A 14,936-nucleotide genomic window follows, 5' to 3' on the forward strand; every position below is an offset into this window, starting at 1 on the left:
CTCCTCTCCCAGACAAGGTACTGTGCATTGCATGGAACCGGTCGAAGCGAGCAGCCGCCCCGGAAGCAAGGCCGTGAGCCAGCTTCGTAAGGGCGTGCTGGAGTACTGCGTGCTCGCCCTGATGCGCGACGGTGCGCGGTACGGGGTCGAGCTGCTGCGGGAGCTGGAGGAGACGGGTGCGCTGGCGACCAGCCAGGGCACGGTCTACCCCCTGCTGTCCCGGCTGCGGCGGGACGAGCTCGTCGTCACCACCTGGCGCGAGTCGGCCTCGGGTCCGCCGCGGCGCTACTACGAACTGACCGAGGCCGGACACGCCGCCCTCGCCGAGTTCACCGGCACATGGCCCGCCTTCCGCAACGCCGTCGACCACCTTCTCGCACCGAAGACGCGCACCCAGGCACCTGGAGAGACAGAACGATGAACACCCAGAACACCGGGCAGACCGACAGCGCGTTGGTCGAGCAGTACCTCGCGGCCGTCGAGCGCGAGACCTCCGCGCTCCCTGCGGACCGCCGCCAGGAGCTGGTCGCCGATCTCACCGAGCACATCGAGATCGCGCTCGCCGAACGGCCCGGCAGCAGCCGGGACATCCTGCGCGAACTGGGTGACCCCCGCACCATCGCCACCACCGCGCTCCAGGAGGCGGGAGCAGGGGCTGGAGCTGGAGCTGGAGCTGGAATCGGAGCCGAGGCCGGGGCCCGGGACTCTTCCGGGGCAGCGGTGAAGGCGGGTAGCGGGAAGACCGCCGGGCGCCGTGCGCCCGCGTGGCTCGCGGTGGCGCTTCCGGTACTCACCATCGTGCCGGGCCAGTTCTGGGGGCCGCTCGGATTCGTGTTCAGGATCGCCGGGATCATCGTGCTGTGCAGGTCCCCGTACTGGACGCGGGAGCAGAAATGGGCCGGCGTGGCCGTGACCGCCCTCCTGCCCACGGCGCTGGCCATGACCTTCAACTTCGGCCTCGCCCCCAGCGATCCGCCCGCCGCCGTGGGCTGGGTGATCGCCGCGGTGATGGCGGTCATGGCCTTCGGCGGCGCGGGCTGGCTCTGGAAGGTACGCAACAACCGGGCCCCCGCCGCGTAGGCGGAAGCCCGGCGAAGAGCCCGGCGAACAGCCCGGCGAACAGCCCGGCGAACAAGTCCACGGCCCGGACAGTGAGCCCGGACAGTGAGCCCGGACAGTGAGCCCGGACAGTGAGCCCGGACCGCCCCTCCGGGCCGCTCAGGCGGCCGACCGCTCCACCGGAATCCACAGCTCCGCGTCCGCCCGCGCCCCGTCGTCGAAGACGCGCACGCGCAGGATCTCGGGGCCCGGTCTGCTCCGGTACGGATTCGACGGGAACCACTGCGTGAACACGTCCCGCCACAGGTACTGGAGTGCCCGCGGGAAGGCTCCCGAGTTCTCGAAGACGGCCCACGCCCCCGCCGGGACGTCCAGTGCCTCCATGTCCGCCGGGGCCTCGGCGCGCGTCACCACGCCGTGGTAGTAGTCGAGTTCGGTCCCCTCGGCCCGGCTCGGATCGATGTGGTCGCTCACGCCGACCACCCCCTCCGGCTCCTGGTCGGACAGTTCCGCGATGCGCCGCAGCTTCTCCGGGTCCAGGCCCCGGATGAACGCGGCGATCGCCGGGTTGACCCCCTCATGGACGAGCGGTACGCGGGCCTTCCCGCCCACCACGCGGAACTCCTCCTTGTCCACGATCCGGTAGCGCATGCTGCTGCTCCCCTCGATGACGAGGCGGAAGGACATCCGTGGCTGGGACCGCAGAGCCGCACCGGTCCGCCGGGCCTCGCCCGGACCCACACCGTGCACGGCGCGGAACGCTCGGGCGAATGCCTCGCCCGAGCGGTAGCCGTAGCGCATGCCGACGTCCAGCAGCGTCCGCTCACCGGCGAGCACCTCGGCGCCCGCCACGGTCAGCCGCCTGCGCCGGATGTACTCCGACAGCGGCATGCCCGCCAGTGCCGAGAACATCCGGCGGAAGTGGTACTCCGACGTCACCGCGATGCGCGCGAGATCCGCCACGTCGATCGGCTGATCGAGGTGCGCCTCCACGTGCTCCATGGCCCGGTTCAGCTGCTCCAGCATCCCGGCCCCCTTCCCTTTCGCGCCCAGGCTAGGAGAGGCGCTGCCCACCGCACCCGACATCCTGTGCCCGGAGCGGTCGGGTCGGGACCCGGATCAGTACACCCTTCAGCCCTTCACCGTGAAGTCCGCCCGCAGCAGCGCCTCGTCACGCGACGACGGGCCGACGAGCAGTTCGAAGCGGCCGGGTTCCACGATGCGGTGGCCCTCGGCGTCCACGAGGGTGCAGTCGGCGACCGGCAGCTCGACCGGAACCTCCCGCGACTCCCCCGGAGCCAGCGCCACCTGCCGGTACGCCTTCAGCTCCTTCTCGGCCCAGGTGACCGACGTGACCGTGTCGCTGACGTACACCTGCACCGTCTCCAGAGCGGGCCGCGCACCCGTGTTGGTGACCGTGACGCGCGCCCGCACCGTGTCGCCCGCCCCCACGACGGACGTCAGCACCTCCAGGTCCGCGTACTCCACCGTCGTGTAGCTCAGGCCCTCGCCGAACACGAACGCCGGGCTCTGCGTGAGGTCCGCGTACCGCGTGCCGTGCTGGCCGCGCACCTGGTTGTAGTACGTCGGCTGCTGACCGGCGTGCCGGGCGAAGGACAGCGGCAGGCGACCGGTGGGCTCGACCAGGCCGAGGACGAGTTCGGCCACGGCGCGGCCACCGAGCATGCCCGGGTTGAACGCGTGCACGATCGCCGCCGCGCCGCGTGCGGACGGCGGCAGCACGAGCGGCTTGGAGCTGATGACCACGACGACGAGCGGCTTGCCCGTCGCGGCGAGCGCGTCCAGCAACGCCACCTGGCCGCCGACCAGTTCCAGCGTCGCGGTGGACTTCCCCTCACCGACCAGTTCGATACGGTCGCCGACGACCGCGACCACGTAGTCGGCCGCGCCCGCCGCCGCGACCGCCTCCTCGACCAGCGCCGCGTCGGCGGCGGCGGGCACGACGACCTCCGGCCGGGGCTGCCCGTCCGGGAAGAACGCGCCCTCCGGGTCGGGCCCCACGGTGAGGATGTCGGCGCCGCGCGCGTACGACACGTTCCACCCGGCGGGCACATGGTCGCGGAACCCGTCCAGCACCGTACGGATCATGCGGCGCGGCTGCCCGTCCGGCAGCCAGTCGGCCTGGCCCGAGGACCCCGCCCAGTCCCCGAGCTGAGTCTGCGCGTCGTCGGCGTTGGGGCCGACGACGGCGACCGTGCGCGGTACGGGGCCCAAGGCCCCCGGCGCGGAGGACGACCCCGGCGCGGCCACCGCCCGCCCGTCGTCACCCGCCTCGAACCCGCCGGACAGCGGCAGCGTCCCGTCGTTGGCCAGCAGCACCAGCGAGCGCCGGGCCGCCTCCAGGTTCAGCGCGGCGTGCCCGGCGCTCCCGATGAACTCCGCCTGCCGGGCGGCGTCCGGGCGGCGCGGGTTCTCGAAGAGGCCCAGCTCGAACTTGAGCGTCAGGATGCGGCGTACGGCGGCGTCGATCTCCGCCTCGTCGAGCGTGCCCGCCGCTACCGCCTCCTGCGCCCCCTCGAAGAAGGCGGGCGTCGTCATCACCATGTCGTTGCCCGCGCGCACCGCCGCCGCCGACGCCTGCGCGGCATCGGCGTACACCTTCTGCTCCCACACCATGCGGCCGACGTTGTCCCAGTCGGTCACCAGCGTCCCGGTGTACCCCCACTCACCGCGCAGCACATCGTTCAGCAGCCAGTTGTTCACCGTGATCGGCACGCCGTCCATCGACTGGTAGCCGAGCATGAACGTCCGGCAGCCCTCGCGCGCGACCCGCTCGAACGGCGGGAGGAACCACGACCGCAGCTTGCGCCGCGAGATGTCCGCCTCGCTCGCGTCACGGCCGCCCTGCGTCTCGGAGTAGCCCGCGAAGTGCTTGGCACACGCCAGGATCGCCGTCGGGTCCGCCAGACCGTCGCCCTGATACCCGCGCACCATGGCCGAGGCCAGCTCGCCGATGAGGAACGGGTCCTCGCCGAACGTCTCGCTCACCCGACCCCAGCGCAGGTCCCGTGTGATGCACAGCACCGGCGAGAACGTCCAGTGCACACCGGTCGCCGCGACCTCGACGGCCGTCGCCCTGGCGATCCGCTCCACCAGCTCCGCGTCCCAGGTCGCGGCCATGCCGAGCTGCGTCGGGTAGATCGTGGCGCCCTCCCAGAAGGAGTGCCCATGAATGCAGTCCTCCGCGACGAGCAGCGGAATCCGCAGCCGAGTGCGCCCGGTCGCCTCGGCCGCCTCCAGGACGCGTTCGGGCGAGGCGTGCAGGATCGATCCCACGTGCAGGTCCTCGACGAGGTGCCGCACCCCGTCCTTGGCGTTCAGCTGGAGCATCTGGCCGGTCTTCTCCGGCAGCGTCATCCGGCCGAGAAGGTCACTGACCCGCTCCGCCACAGGCAGCGCGGGGTCGAGGTAGGGCGGGAAGAGACCCACAGGAGTTCCTTTCAGGACGTCACTCCACACATCACCGCATCACCGTACGCTCAATACCGACCGCGTGGTAAGTATCTGGCTGTGACAGCCTGGCGGGACAGCCGTCCGGGGGGCCGGGAAGAAGTCGGGAGCGTGCGAGTGACCGCAGAAGCGGGGCGTGGCTACGCCAAGGGCCGGGCGAAGCGCCGCGAGATCCTCGACCAGGCCATGGCCATGTTCGGCGAGGCCGGGTACCGGGGCGCCTCACTGCGTGTCATCGCGACCCGCTGCGGGATCTCGCACCCCGGCCTCCTGCACCACTTCCCGACCAAGGAGTCCCTGCTCCTCGCGGTCCTCGAACACCGCGACGACGTGGACGGCGAGTGGCTGGCGCTCGGCGTCGCCACGGGCGTCGACCATCTGCGCCGGCTCGCCGACCTGGCCGCCCTGAACGCCACGCGGCGCGGGATCGTCGAGCTGTTCTCGGTGGTCGCCGCCGAGGCGACCGCCGCCGACCATCCCGCCCACGCGTACTTCGTCCGCCGCTACCGGACCTCCGTCACGAACACGGAACGCGCCTACCGCGAGGCCCGCGACGAAGGCGCCCTGCGCGCCGGCATCGACCCGTCGGCCGCCGGCCGGCAACTGATCGCCCTCATGGACGGCCTCCAGGTCCAGTGGCTCCTCAGCGACGGCGAGACGGACATGGCGGGCGTCCTGCGCGCCCACGTCCGGGCCCAGCTCACCGTCGACTTCTGACGCCTCCCGGTCACGGGGCGTCCCCGGCCACCTTCACCGCCAGTTCGTGCAGCAGCCCCGCGTCCACGAACGGCGCCTCCGTCGTCGGCCGCGACCGCCAGTCCAGCGGCCAGGTCGCCCCGTCCAGCGCGGGCACCCCGATGAAGGCCGCGCCCCGCTCGATCCGGTGCAACGCCTCCACCCCGCGCGGCCAGCGGTACGCGGTGGCGGTCTGCGGCGGCAGCAGGAAGTACATACCGCGCTCCCCGATGCGTGAGCGGACGATCGGCCCGGCGTGAAAATCGGTGAACTGCATGATCTCGTACGCGATTTCCTCGCCGAGCATGCCGATGGCCCGCACCGCGTCGAAGTGGATTCCCACATGCCGCAGGGCGTGCCCGGTCGCGGGCACCCAGCAGGGGACCGGATCAAGTGAACTTCGCTTCTCCATGCGCTCAGCGTTGCGGCAGAACACCTAGAGTGACCAGCGTCACACGCAGGCCGTGATCGGCCGTGTACCTGAGAGGTGAGCCGGTGAACTCCAGTGATCCACGGGACAGCAACGCCACGACGTTCGGGCTGCTGCTGAAGCACTTCCGGGAACGGGCCGGACTGTCCCAGGAGGCCCTGGGCAGGCGGATCGGATACGCCAAGTCCCAAGTGGCCATGGTCGAACGGGGCGCCCGGCCGCCCAAGGGCATCTTCGTGCAGCGAGCGGACGAGGTGCTGGGTGCACAGGGTGCACTGATCGCTGTGGCGCCGAAGTCGGGCAACAGCCCGTTGCCGGACTGGTTCACCGGCTTCGCGGACGAGGAGGAAAAGGCATCGGCACGGCACTCGTACGAGAATCAGGTCATCCCTGGCCTGCTCCAGACGGAAGCGTACGCACGCGCCGTATTCGCGAGCCGCTTTCCGACCTATGACGACGAGATCGAGGCGAAGGTCGCCGCGCGGCTCGGACGGCAGAAATTGTTGTCCCGCAGGCCGCTTCCCGACATCAGTTTCGTTCTGGAGATGATCACCCTCACCCGGCCGATCGGCGGTCGCCGAGTACTCAAGGCACAGCTCCACCACCTCGCCGAAGTGGCTCGGCTCCGGCACGTACGAATCCAGTTGATGGCCCCGGACCGCGCGGATCACGCCGCCCTCGATGGCCCCTTGGTCCTCCTGGAGACCGACGAGCGGAAGCATCTCGCCTACATCGAGGGGCAGGGAGGAAGCTTTTATGTCACCGAACAGCCTGACCTCGGAAACCTGTTCGGGAAGTATGGGGTTCTGCGGGCCCAGGCATACACTCCCGAAAGGTCTCTGGAAATGATCGAGAAGATGGCAGAGGAACTATGAGCGCCGACCTCCACTGGCTCAAGTCCAGCTACAGCGGCAATCAGGGCGGCGACTGCGTAGAGGTCGCCATGACGTGGTCCAAGTCGACGTACAGCGGCAGCGAGGGCGGCGACTGCGTCGAAGTCGCCGCCTGTCCCCACACCGTCCGCGTCCGGGACTCCAAGGACCCCGCCGTCCCCGCGCTCTCCCTCTCCCCCGGGGCATGGTCCTCCTTCCTCGGTTACGCGGCCGGATCAGCTGTCTGAGCCGTGACTGCGACAGCGGGGGAATGCCTCGCCTGCGGACGGGAAATCGAGAAGACCGCCGGGCCGGGCCGGGCGCCCGCGTACTGCACCCAGGCGTGTCGGCAGCGCCTGTACCGGGAGCGAGAACAGACCTCCGCCCTACCCGTGCAGGAACTGATCGCCGATCTCGGGGACCGGCTGCGGAAGCTCCGGCCGGTGACCAGGGACGACGCGTTCCATACGGACGTCGAGGCGCTGTCCGGGCCGTTCACGCAACTGCGGCGCATCGCCCGGCAGACGCGGGCGGACGAGCGCGAGGAAGAACGCGTCACACCTGAACCCGTAACAAATCCGACGGCCTCTTTCTCCTCCTCAGCCGCCTCCGACGACGTCTTCGCCACGGTCACCGAGCAGTACGGGCGTGAGCTGCGCGTGCACTGCTACCGGATGCTCGGTTCGTACGACGAGGCCGAGGACCTGACCCAGGAAACGTTCCTCCGGGCCTGGCGGGCGCGGGACGCGCTCAGCTGCGTGGCCGACCCCCGGGCCTGGCTGTACAAGATCGCCACCCGGCTGTGCCTGGACTTCCTGCGCGAGCACGACCGGCACCCCACGACGTACGCACCCGTCCCCGGCGTCGACTCCGGGGTTGGGCCGCCACCCGTACGGGTGACCTGGTTGCAGCCCTTCCCCGATGATCAACTGCCCGACAAGCCCGCGCCGATGCACGAACCGGACGCGGCGGCCGTGGCGAGCGAGACGCTGGAACTGGCCTTCCTGACCGCCGTGCAGAAGCTCCCCGCACGGCAGCGGGCCGCCGTACTCCTGCGGGATGTCGCCGGGTGGTCCGCCCAGGAGACGGCCGACCTGCTCGGCTCCGGTACGGCATCGGCGAACAGCGCTGTCCAGCGTGGCAGGGCCGCCCTGCGGCAGGCGCTGCCGGGGCGCCGGGAGGACTGGTCGCTGCGCGAACCCGGCTCCGGGGAACAGGCGTTGGTCCGGCGCTTCATGGATGCCATGGCGCACTCCGACATCGACGCGATGGTGGAGCTGGTGCGGGAGGACGCGGTGCTGACGATGCCGCCGAACCCGTTCTGGTTCACGGGGCGTGACGCGCTCCTCACGTTCCTGCGCCCGAACCTCGATCCCGCGTCCCCGAAGTTCGCGGGGCACTGGCGGACCGTGCCGGTGCGCGCCAACGGCCGTATGGCGATGGCCGGTTACCTTCAGCGGCCCGGCACCAGCGTCTACCGGGCGCAGATCATCGACGTCCTGCGCATCGAGGCGGGCGAGGACCGGATCGCGGAGATCACCACCTTCGAACCCCACCTGTTCCCCGCCTTCGGCCTTCCGATGACGCTGTGAGGCGTGGCGGGGCCGCGAGGTGATCGCGACTCCGCCGTGAGGCCGGCGGAAGGCTCGCCACCGCCCGGTGACACGCCACAACAGGGGCCGCCGCAAATGCCGTTGACCCGCGCCGTGCCGTAACAGAGCATCGGCTCATATGACTACCACCGAACCGCACTCCCCCGCGTCCGAGTCGCCCCGCCCCGTCGCCCTGATCACCGGGGTCGGCCGCACCGTCGGGATCGGTGCGGGCATCGCGCGGCGGCTGGCCGCCTCGGGCTGGGACATCGCCTTCACCTACTGGACGCCCTACGACAAGCGCATGAGCTGGGGGCCCGAGCAGGGGGCCACGGACGCCATCACCGAGAGCCTGCGCCCGACCGGGGCGCGGTCGGCCGCGATAGAGGCCGACCTCTCCGACCCCGACGCCCCAACGAGGATCTTCGACGACGCGGAGCGGCGCCTCGGCCCGGTCACCGCACTCGTGATGAGCCATGCCGAGTCCGTCGACTCGGGCCTGCTGGACACGACCGTCGAGAGCTTCGACCGTCATTTCGCCGTCAACGCGCGTGCCACCTGGCTACTGATCCGCGAGTACGGGCTGCGCTTCCGCTCCGCCCCGGGGACCGGCCGGATCGTCGCCCTGACCAGTGACCACACCGTCGGCAACCTCCCCTACGGCGCGAGCAAGGGCGCCCTGGACCGCATCACGCTGGCCGCCGCCCACGAGCTGGCCCATCTGGGTGTCACGGCCAACGCCATCAACCCCGGTCCGGTGGACACCGGCTGGATGACCGACGACGTGCGGGAGGCATGCCTGGGGGCGACACCGCTCGGCCGTCTCGGCACCCCGCAGGACACCGCGCATCTGGTGGACTTCCTCTGCTCGCCCCAGGGACAATGGGTCAACGGCCAACTGTTGAAGAGCAATGGCGGATCCGCTTCCTAGACTGTGTCCGGGACCGCAGGCCGCCTTGGCCTGTGCGTCGTCGGCCGAACCTCTACGGGTGGCCTGGTCCAGTAGTGCACAGGGGGTCGCATGCACAGCGAAGGTATGGCCGACGGCAGAGCGGACGACGGGGCTGCGGGCGGTCCCGACGACCGCTGGGTGGCCAACGACCTCCAGCGCGCCGACGCACAGGCGCCGCAGGAATGGCCGCAGACGCCGCCCCGGGCGGAGCCCCCTGCCGACAACACGGTGATCGACGGCCGCTACGAGCTGCTGTCACCGATCGGCAGCGGCGGCATGGGCGAGGTCTGGAAGGCGCACGACAGGCGGCTCCGCCGCTTCGTCGCCGTGAAGGGGCTGCTCGACCGCCACTCCATGACCCCCACCACGCAGGCCGAGGCGATGCAGCGGGCGCGTCGCGAGGCGGAGGCCATCGCCAAGATCGAGCACCAGAACGTGGTGACGGTCCATGACCAGGTCGAGACCGACAACCAGGTCTGGATCGTGATGAAGCTGCTCGAAGCCAGGTCCCTGGCCGATCTGCTGAGCAGCGAGAAGGTACTCGCCGTACCGAGGTCGGCGGACATCGGCCTGCAGATCCTCCAGGGGCTGCGGGCGGTGCACGGCGCGTCGGTCGTCCACCGCGACGTGAAGCCGGGCAACGTACTCGTCCGCGACGACGGGCTCGTGATCCTGGTCGACTTCGGCATCGCCAAGTTCGACGGCGGCGCGCAGGTGACCCAGCACGGCGGCGTCCTCGGCACGCCCCCGTACCTGGCACCCGAACTCTTCGCCCCCGGAGCCCCGGCGCCCACTCCCGCGTCGGACCTGTGGGCGCTGGGAATCACGCTGTTCCTGATGGTCGAGGGGCACGTGCCCTTCGCCGGAAACGAAGTCTGGGAGGTCCAGGAGCAGATCAGGAGCTCCCCGACACCCGCCTTCCGTTACGCCGGGCCCCTGGCGCCGGTCATCCAAGGACTGCTGACCACGGACCCGCAACGCCGCCTGGACGCCGCCGGGGCGGAAGGGCTGCTCCGGGACATCCTGGGGGCACCCGCCGCGCCGAACACCCCACCGGCGACGGGCGGCCCGGCCCCCGAAGCCACCCACCCGCCGACAGCCGCGGCCTCGTTCGGTCCCGCGCCCGTGTCGGGTTCCGGCCCCGCGCCCGCATCCGGTCCGGCGGCCTCGTTCGGCCCCCCGCCCTCGTTCGGGCCCGCGCCCGCCTCCTCTCCGGGCCCGCAGGCCACACCCCCGCCCCCTTCCGTACCCGCATCCGCATCCGCCGCCGCTGCGGCGGCAGGCGGGAAGAAGCGCCGGACGCGACGGCCCTGGCTGAAGGTGACGACGGCGGCCGTGTGCGTCACGCTGCTGGCCACCGCCGGGTGGCTCGTCGCGAACAACTTCGGCTCGAAGACGGATGACAAGACCGGTGGAGTCACCGGCTCCGGTCAGGGCCGGGGCGGCGAGCAGGAGACGTGGAGGAGCACGCACCCCACCCTGAAGGTCGGCGTCAAGGACGACCAGCCCGGACTGAGCAAGCGCGACAAGAAGACCGGCACGTACACGGGTTACGACATCGACCTGTCCTACGAGCTCGCCAAGCGCATGGGCTACACGCGGGACGAGGTCGACTTCACCACGGTCGCCACCGACTATCGCAGCACCGCCCTGAAGACCAAGAAGGTCGACCTCGTCATCGCCTCGTACAGCATCACGCCCGAACGCAAGACCGCGGCACCGGGCGGATACAGCGTCGAGTTCGCGGGTCCGTACTACGAGGCGAGCCGGGAGTTCCTGGTACGCGAGAAGTCGGCCAAGTACGACATCCGCGACACCAGCGACCTGCGGAGACTCAAGGTCGAGGTGTGCACCGCCCGGGACTCGACGTACGAGAAGGAGCTCCCCAAGAAGGGCTTCACGATGGCGAAGACGCAGCCCAACACGTACCAGGACTGCCTGGACCGGCTCCTGGACAAGAAGTCGGACGTCTACGCGGTGGCCTCGGACGACGTCATCCTCGCCGGATACGTCAGGGACAACCCGGGCAAGGTGCGACGGCTGGAGCCCATCGAGGGCGCGGAGGGCTACGGCGTGGCCATGCGGCCCAAGACCCCGCTCCTGAAGGGCGAGGTGTGCTCCGCCCTCAAGGGAATCCTGGACGGCAAGGTCTGGGACGACCTGTACATGCACAACCTGTCGCCCCTGATGGGCGGCGGAAACCCGCCCGGCCGACCGGACCTCGACGAGTGCACCGGCTCCAACTCCGGCTCCTGACACCGGAACCCGCCGACCGCGACTGGGCTCCCGGCGCCACCCGCGTAACGTAGCCCCCTTCGACCTGACCGCCCGACAGCCCGAGGGGAACGCCGCTGTGGACCGCAAGCCGGACGAGAAGTACCCGCCTATCGAACCGTACGAGCACGGGATGCTCGACGTGGGCGACGGGAACCTCGTGTACTGGGAGGTCTGTGGCAACCCGGACGGCAAGCCCGCGCTCGTCGTCCACGGCGGTCCCGGCTCGGGGTGCACCGAGCGGCCCCGGCAGTACTTCGACCCGGAGCGCTACCGCGTCGTGCTCTTCGACCAGCGCAACTGCGGCCGCTCCACCCCGCACGCGAGCGACCCGGCCGCCGACATGCGGCACAACACCACGCACCACCTGATCGCCGACATGGAGCGGCTGCGGACCCACCTGTCGATCGACACCTGGCTTCTGTACGGGGGTTCCTGGGGCTCCACGCTGATCCTCGCCTACGCCGAGCAGTACCCGGAACGGGTCTCGGAGATCGTGATCCCGGCGGTCACGACGACCCGGCGCAGCGAGATCGACTGGCTGTACCGGGGTGCGGGGCAGATCTTCCCGGAAGCCTGGGACCTGTTCCGGGCGGGCGTCCCGGAGGCGGCGGGCCCCGGTGACCTGGTCGCCGCGTACGCCCGGCGGATGGAGAGCCCGGACGCGGCGGTACGGGAGCGGGCGACGGCCGACTGGTGCGCGTGGGAGGACGCGGTGCTGTCCCAGGAGGCGTACAAGGGTCCGCTCCCGTACAGCGGCAGGCCCGCCGTCGCCCGGCAGGCACTCGTCCGGATCTGCTCGCACTACTTCTCCCACGGCGCCTGGCTGGAGGAGGGGCAGCTGATCCGCGACGCGGGCCGGCTGGCGGGGATCGACGGGGCGCTGGTGCACGGCCGGTTCGACCTGGGCGGACCGCTGACCACCGCCTGGGAGCTGACCAAGGAGTGGCCGGACGCCGAGCTGACGGTGATCGAGGACGCGGGACACCTCGGCGGGGCCGCGACCGGCCGGGCGGTGCTCGCCGCCCTGGACCGCTTCGCCCGGCGCGGGTAGCCCGGCCGGTCCGGGGCGCGGGCCCTCCCCTTGCTTCGAGCGCGCTCGAAGGCGTTGGCTTGGGGGTCATGAAGTACACGCAGCTCGGACGCACGGGACTCAAGGTCAGCCGACTCGTCCTCGGGACGATGAACTTCGGCCCCCAGACCAACGAGACCGACAGCCACTCGCTCATGGACGCCGCCCTGGAGGCAGGCGTCAACTTCTTCGATACGGCCAATGTCTACGGGTGGGGCGAGAACAAGGGGCGCACCGAGGAGATCCTCGGCACCTGGTTCGCCAAGGGCGGCGACCGTCGCGACAAGGTCGTCCTCGCCACCAAGGTCTACGGCAACATGGGCGCGGACGGCGAGGCGTGGCCCAACCACGACAAGCTCTCCGCGCTCAATATCCGGCGGGCCGTCGACGCCAGCCTCAAGCGGCTCCAGACGGACCACATCGACCTGTACCAGTTCCACCACGTCGACCGGTCCACCCCGATCGATGAGATCTGGCAGGCCATCGACGTACTGATCCAGCAGGGCAAGATCCTCTACGCGGGCTCGTCCAACTTCGCGGGCTACAAGATCGCCCAGGCCAACGAGCGGGCCCACCAGCGGGGCAGCTACGGCCTGGTCAGCGAGCAGTGCATCTACAACCTGATGCAGCGCGACGCCGAGATGGAGGTCATCCCGGCCGCCCAGGAGTACGGCCTCGGCGTCATCCCGTGGTCGCCGCTGCACGGCGGGCTGCTCGGCGGCGCGATCCGCAAGGAGCGCGAGGGCAGTGGTGCCCGGTCCACCTCCGGCCGGTCCGCCGACGCGCTCGCCGACCCGAAGGTACGGGCGCAGATCCAGGCGTACGAGGACCTGCTCGCCAAGCACGGCCTGGAGCCCGGCGAGGTGGGGCTGGCCTGGCTGCTGACCAGGCCGGGCATCACCGGGCCGATCTCGGGCCCGCGCACGCGGGAGCAGCTCGACTCGGCGCTGCGCGCGGTCGAGCTGGAGCTTTCGGACGAGGTGCTGGCCTCGCTGGACGAGATCTTCCCCGGTCCGGGCCCGTCGCCGGAGAACTTCGCCTGGTAGCCGGGTGCCGGTGCCGTCAGGCGGCCGTCGTCATCCCCCGAGGGCGGCCGCCACGGCGACAACGGCGAACATCAGCACGAGTACGGCGGCCATGATGCGGTTTCTGGTCTTCGGATCCACCCTTCGAGCCTAACCGCACCGCTCACCGTCCCAGCGGCCAGGCTCGCGTCACCTCGTAGCGCGGCTGCTCCCCGGGCGCTCCCGCCACGGGCAGGTCGCTCCGTACGAGACTCAGCTCACCCGCCTCCCAGTGCTGCCCCTCGAAGCCTTCGAGCGCGGCCGTGAACGGGGTCAGGTCGGCCGGGTTCCGGCTGCGGGCCAGGGTGAGGTGCGGGGTGTAGCGGCGGTGTTCCTCCATCGGCAGCCCGGCCCGGCGGGCGGCGGCGTCGGCGCGCTCGGCGAGCAGCCTGAGCGTGTCGAGCCCGCCCGCCGCCCCGGCCCACAGCGCCCGCCCGTCGAACCGTCCGCCGCCGTGCACGCGGAGGGGGAACGGCTCGGTGCGGTGCGCGGCGCGCTCCATCCGCCGGTACAGCTCGGGCAGCACGTCCTCGTCCACCTCGCCGAGGAACGCGAGCGTGTAGTGCCAGCCCTCGGGTGCCGTCCAGCGCAGGTCCCGCGCACCGGGCAGCTCATGGAGCGGGGCGACGGCCCGCCGCAGCTCCTCGACGGCCGGGGCGGGCGGCAGAACGGCCGCGAAGAGTCTCTGACTGCTCATGCGCGCGAGTCTGGCAGCTCCCGGCGTGTCCCGGGGCCCGTGCGTATCGTTGTACTGCGCGGCTGCCCGCACGCCCATGCGGCGGCGGGGAGGAGCGTCACGATGACCGTCGTAGACACCGACAGGATCGAGATGGCCGAAGAGAGCGACGAGCGCACCCTGGACATGATGTTCGAGTGGCTTGAGCCCACCCCCGAGGGATTCAAGGTAGAGATCGTCGAGGGGAACGTCTACATGTCGCCGCAGCGGGACACCCACTGGGAGATCATCTTCGACATCGTCGAGCAGCTGCGTGCCGCGTACTCCCGCAAGCAGCTGAAATCCGACGTACGCATCGATTTCCCCGGGCGGCTCAACGGCTTCGCCTCCGACGTCGTCGCCCTGACCGAGGGCGCCGCGAAGGACGAGAAGGGCCGGTGGCGTTACCAGGACATCGAGTTCATCGCCGAGGTGATCTCCAAGGACACCGCCGCCAACGACTACGGCTCCAAGAAGGCCACGTACGCCACCGCCGGTGTACCCGTGTACCTCATCGTCGACCCGTACAAGGGCACGTGGCATCTCCACACGCTCCCGAAGGACGACGAGTACCGCGGTGCGGTGGGTTTCGACTTCGGCACCCCGATCGACCTGACCGACACCCCCGTCGGCCTCGTCCTGAAGACCGACGCGTTCCCCCGCGACTGACCGTCCTCCCGCATACGCGGAACCGCCCTTC

15 protein-coding genes are annotated in these 14,936 nt (G+C 70.8%); 11 read left to right on the forward strand and 4 right to left on the reverse strand.

What is annotated here, in order from left to right; translation table 11 throughout:
- The first annotated feature begins 31 nt into the window (after window positions 1-31).
- Window positions 32-421, forward strand: coding sequence for a PadR family transcriptional regulator (locus OG413_RS07620; RefSeq protein WP_266803715.1), 390 nt, complete (start codon window positions 32-34; stop codon window positions 419-421).
- Window positions 418-1,080, forward strand: coding sequence for a hypothetical protein (locus tag OG413_RS07625; RefSeq protein WP_266803716.1), 663 nt, complete (start codon window positions 418-420; stop codon window positions 1,078-1,080). Before OG413_RS07620 ends, OG413_RS07625 begins: the two co-directional genes overlap by 4 nt.
- A 138-nt stretch (window positions 1,081-1,218) precedes the next feature.
- On the opposite strand, the gene OG413_RS07630 is transcribed toward OG413_RS07625, so the two are convergent.
- Both OG413_RS07630 and OG413_RS07635 read right to left on the reverse strand, forming a co-directional pair.
- Complete coding sequence (locus OG413_RS07630; protein ID WP_266803718.1) at window positions 1,219-2,085, reverse strand: AraC family transcriptional regulator; 867 nt, start codon at window positions 2,083-2,085, stop codon at window positions 1,219-1,221.
- Between the two features lie 105 nt (window positions 2,086-2,190).
- The gene (locus OG413_RS07635) at window positions 2,191-4,509 is read right to left on the reverse strand and encodes a glycoside hydrolase family 3 N-terminal domain-containing protein (protein WP_266803720.1); all 2,319 of its coding nucleotides are present in this window, start codon (window positions 4,507-4,509) and stop codon (window positions 2,191-2,193) included.
- Between the two features lie 138 nt (window positions 4,510-4,647).
- Between OG413_RS07635 and OG413_RS07640 the strand changes: the two genes are divergently transcribed.
- Complete coding sequence (locus OG413_RS07640) at window positions 4,648-5,247, forward strand: TetR/AcrR family transcriptional regulator (protein ID WP_266803722.1); 600 nt, start codon at window positions 4,648-4,650, stop codon at window positions 5,245-5,247.
- Between the two features lie 10 nt (window positions 5,248-5,257).
- On the opposite strand, the gene OG413_RS07645 is transcribed toward OG413_RS07640, so the two are convergent.
- Window positions 5,258-5,677, reverse strand: a complete 420-nt coding sequence (locus tag OG413_RS07645) for a hypothetical protein (protein ID WP_266803724.1) — start codon at window positions 5,675-5,677, stop codon at window positions 5,258-5,260.
- Window positions 5,678-5,760: 83 nt separating this feature from the next.
- On the opposite strand from OG413_RS07645, the gene OG413_RS07650 reads away from it, so the two are divergent.
- From OG413_RS07650 to OG413_RS07680, 7 genes are all read left to right on the forward strand, one after another.
- Entirely contained in the window at window positions 5,761-6,570 is an 810-nt protein-coding gene (locus OG413_RS07650; RefSeq protein ID WP_266803725.1) for a helix-turn-helix transcriptional regulator, read from the forward strand.
- Window positions 6,567-6,815 carry a DUF397 domain-containing protein gene (locus tag OG413_RS07655; RefSeq protein WP_266803727.1) on the forward strand — a complete coding sequence of 83 codons (249 nt, stop codon included), beginning with the start codon at window positions 6,567-6,569 and terminating at the stop codon, window positions 6,813-6,815. The genes OG413_RS07650 and OG413_RS07655 overlap by 4 nt, the downstream gene beginning before the upstream one ends.
- A 3-nt stretch (window positions 6,816-6,818) precedes the next feature.
- A complete protein-coding gene (locus OG413_RS07660; RefSeq protein WP_266803729.1) occupies window positions 6,819-8,159 on the forward strand; it encodes an RNA polymerase subunit sigma-70 in 1,341 nt (446 codons plus the stop codon).
- Window positions 8,160-8,298: 139 nt separating this feature from the next.
- A complete protein-coding gene (locus tag OG413_RS07665; protein WP_266803731.1) occupies window positions 8,299-9,090 on the forward strand; it encodes an SDR family oxidoreductase in 792 nt (263 codons plus the stop codon).
- A gap of 90 nt (window positions 9,091-9,180) precedes the next feature.
- Entirely contained in the window at window positions 9,181-11,367 is a 2,187-nt protein-coding gene (locus OG413_RS07670) for a serine/threonine-protein kinase (RefSeq protein ID WP_266803733.1), read from the forward strand.
- Window positions 11,368-11,464: 97 nt separating this feature from the next.
- Complete coding sequence (gene pip, locus OG413_RS07675) at window positions 11,465-12,439, forward strand: prolyl aminopeptidase (RefSeq protein ID WP_266803735.1); 975 nt, start codon at window positions 11,465-11,467, stop codon at window positions 12,437-12,439.
- Window positions 12,440-12,507: 68 nt separating this feature from the next.
- Window positions 12,508-13,503 (forward strand): aldo/keto reductase, encoded by a 996-nt coding sequence (locus OG413_RS07680; RefSeq protein ID WP_266803736.1) that lies wholly within the window; start codon window positions 12,508-12,510, stop codon window positions 13,501-13,503.
- A gap of 142 nt (window positions 13,504-13,645) precedes the next feature.
- Here OG413_RS07680 and thpR read toward each other — a convergent pair whose 3' ends face one another.
- Complete coding sequence (thpR, locus tag OG413_RS07685) at window positions 13,646-14,218, reverse strand: RNA 2',3'-cyclic phosphodiesterase (RefSeq protein WP_266803737.1); 573 nt, start codon at window positions 14,216-14,218, stop codon at window positions 13,646-13,648.
- A gap of 102 nt (window positions 14,219-14,320) precedes the next feature.
- Here thpR and OG413_RS07690 point away from each other — a divergent pair, with 102 nt between their 5' ends.
- Window positions 14,321-14,905, forward strand: a complete 585-nt coding sequence (locus OG413_RS07690; protein ID WP_266803739.1) for a Uma2 family endonuclease — start codon at window positions 14,321-14,323, stop codon at window positions 14,903-14,905.
- The last annotated feature ends 31 nt before the right edge of the window (window positions 14,906-14,936 follow it).

This window comes from Streptomyces sp. NBC_01433 (assembly GCF_026340105.1).
Taxonomy (GTDB): Bacteria; Actinomycetota; Actinomycetes; order Streptomycetales; family Streptomycetaceae; genus Streptomyces.